Below are 2,341 nucleotides of genomic sequence, written 5' to 3'. Positions count from 1 at the left end.
CCGTAACGGTATGGATCCTAAAGAAGCTTGCGCAAAATACATGTATAAATGAGTTAGAGAGTCATGAACTAAGTTCATGGCTTTTCTCTTGTGCTAAAACCGAAATTAAATCGGAGGCTAAATTATGAAATATCCAAAACTGGAAGGCGTGGGTACTCACCTTAATATCAATCCAAAAGATAATGATTTTATGCAATAAGAAAAGAAAACTAGGAGGAGAAACAAAGAATACCGCCTCATCTATTGATGAGGGGATGAATTTGTTTCTCCTCCTTTTTGCTTTTAATGATATAATATAAATAAGCTAAAAAGCTTATGCTATATGTGTTTAGGAGAGATCTAATGGTAAAAGAATATCATACTTCTTCTAGTGTCTCGATCTTGATTTATCATCTTGTTTGGGTAACCAAATACCGCAAAAAAGTGTTAGATCAAGAATGCCGTGAACTGCTAGATCAGAAAATAAGAGAAATCCTCGCTGATAATTCCTGTCAAGTTGAAGCGCTAACGGTGATGCCTAACCACGTTCATTTGGAAGTAGTCATGCCCCCGTGGATGTCGGTTACAGTTTTGATTAAGAAGCTAAAAGGCACGACCGCTAGATGGCTCTTTAAAGAAAAGCCGGAACTCAGAGAAAGCCTGAACCATCATCATTTATGGTCGCCATCATATTTTGCAAGAACTGTTGGCAACTGTTCAGAAGAAGCCATCAAGCATTATGTAGAAACTCAATGGGAGCGCCCATTTAAGTAGATTAGAAAGGAGAAGATAATCCATGCGTCAAAAGTCAAACCCAGCCCTTGATGAAGTCAAGTACGGTGTAGCACAAATCAGAATGTATCCGACTACTGCACAAAAGACTTACTTTTGGCGCTTGTTTGGTGCTAACCGTTGGTTATGGAATCAAATTAAAGACATGACCGACAAGCGATATCAAAATAATAAGAAATTATTATTCCCATCAACTGCTTCCTTAAAAAAGCTCTTGCCAAGACTAAAGCAGGAATATCCTTGGCTAAAAAAAGCAAACTCCACATCTCTGCAGGCAACAGTTGAATATTACTGCAATGCCCAAGAAGCCTTCTTCAAGCAGACACCGGTTGGCAGAAAGCCACCTAAATTTAAAGGACGGCATTTCTACCGCCAAAGTGCCACTTTAAAGAATGTTCCTTCTAAGCGCAAAGATGGCAGTCTGCTCTACCCGATTCAGACAGTGAATAAGTACTGCCTCAGAATTGGAACGAGAAAGCCAATATTTGTAGAAACCAGTTCACTTAATCGACTAAAGCATAAGGTGATTAAGCGGATGATGGTCGTCTATCGCGCTGATCTTGACCGTTTCTATTTAAGCTTTGTCGTAGCTGATCAGAAGGAAGAATTACCACAATACCAGGCCAAGACGCAAAAGACCGGCAAGATGATCGGCATTGATGTCGGCTTAGGCAATGAATGGCTAGTAACCAGTGATAATCACCGTTGGAGCGTACCGCAAACTTTTGAAGCAGAAAAAGCTAAAAATTTGCGCCAAAGCCATTGTGATCGTAACCGGACTGCAGTTGAGAAGCGAGTGGCACGTTTCAATCAAAAACACAAAGAGACTAAGATTGATAAGTACGACTTTGCCAACTGGCAAAAGCTTAGAAAGACTAAAAGCAAGTATCAAGTAAAGATTAACAATATTCGCCTAGACTACATCCAGCAAGCAACTACTTGGCTTGTTAAGCACTATGATGTAATTGCCATTGAAGATTTGAAAACCAAGAATCTTCTAGGCAATCACAAATTAGCGCATAATATTGCCAATGCAGGTTGGAGCATGTTTAAACGAATGCTGGCATATAAGTGCAAGTGGTACGGCAAGAAGCTGATTGTTGTCCCACCGCAATATACTAGCCGGATTTGTTCAGACTGCGGACAAAAAAATCCTGCTTTTGCGCATATGAAAACACGCGACTGGCTAAGCGTAAGAGAATGGACTTGTCCGTTTTGTCGTGCCGAGCATGATCGCGATGTTAACGCAGCTAAGAATATCCTAGCCAGAGCAGTTTGCTAGACTGCTGTAAATAATTAGTGGGTATGGAACTAGACCCTGTTAAAAAGCCCGACCGCTATCACGTTGTAGGTATTAAAAAACTACAGTCGGCTATGAAAGTAGCCCACATTTTCGAGTGAACGTGGCAAGTCTAGGTGTTCGCAAGATCTCTAAAAAGAGACCCCCCATCTATCTGATGGGGGGTAGTTCATGATTAAAGTGAGAGAGCTAGTTAATAATGATCCTGAATTGTTGGGCAATAACGATATTATGAAGTTTGTTAAGTTGGCTTTGTTTAGAGCTAGTGAA

General features: G+C 40.5%; 2 protein-coding genes. Both read left to right on the top strand.

Going from position 1 to position 2,341, the window contains the following annotated elements:
* Nucleotides 1-342 precede the first annotated feature (342 nt).
* A complete protein-coding gene (gene tnpA / locus WS44_RS08995; protein ID WP_046434074.1) occupies nt 343-753 on the top strand; it encodes an IS200/IS605 family transposase in 411 nt (136 codons plus the stop codon).
* A 22-nt stretch (nt 754-775) separates the two neighbouring features.
* The gene (locus tag WS44_RS08990) at nt 776-2,053 is read left to right on the top strand and encodes an RNA-guided endonuclease TnpB family protein (protein WP_046434073.1); all 1,278 of its coding nucleotides are present in this window, start codon (nt 776-778) and stop codon (nt 2,051-2,053) included.
* Nucleotides 2,054-2,341: the final 288 nt, after the last annotated feature.

Source organism: Lactobacillus sp. N54.MGS-719 (genome assembly GCF_000980505.1).
GTDB classification, from domain to species: Bacteria; Bacillota; Bacilli; order Lactobacillales; family Lactobacillaceae; genus Lactobacillus; species Lactobacillus amylovorus.
The sequence above is the reverse complement of the archived record's forward strand: the minus strand, read 5'-3'. Positions and strand labels throughout refer to the sequence as shown.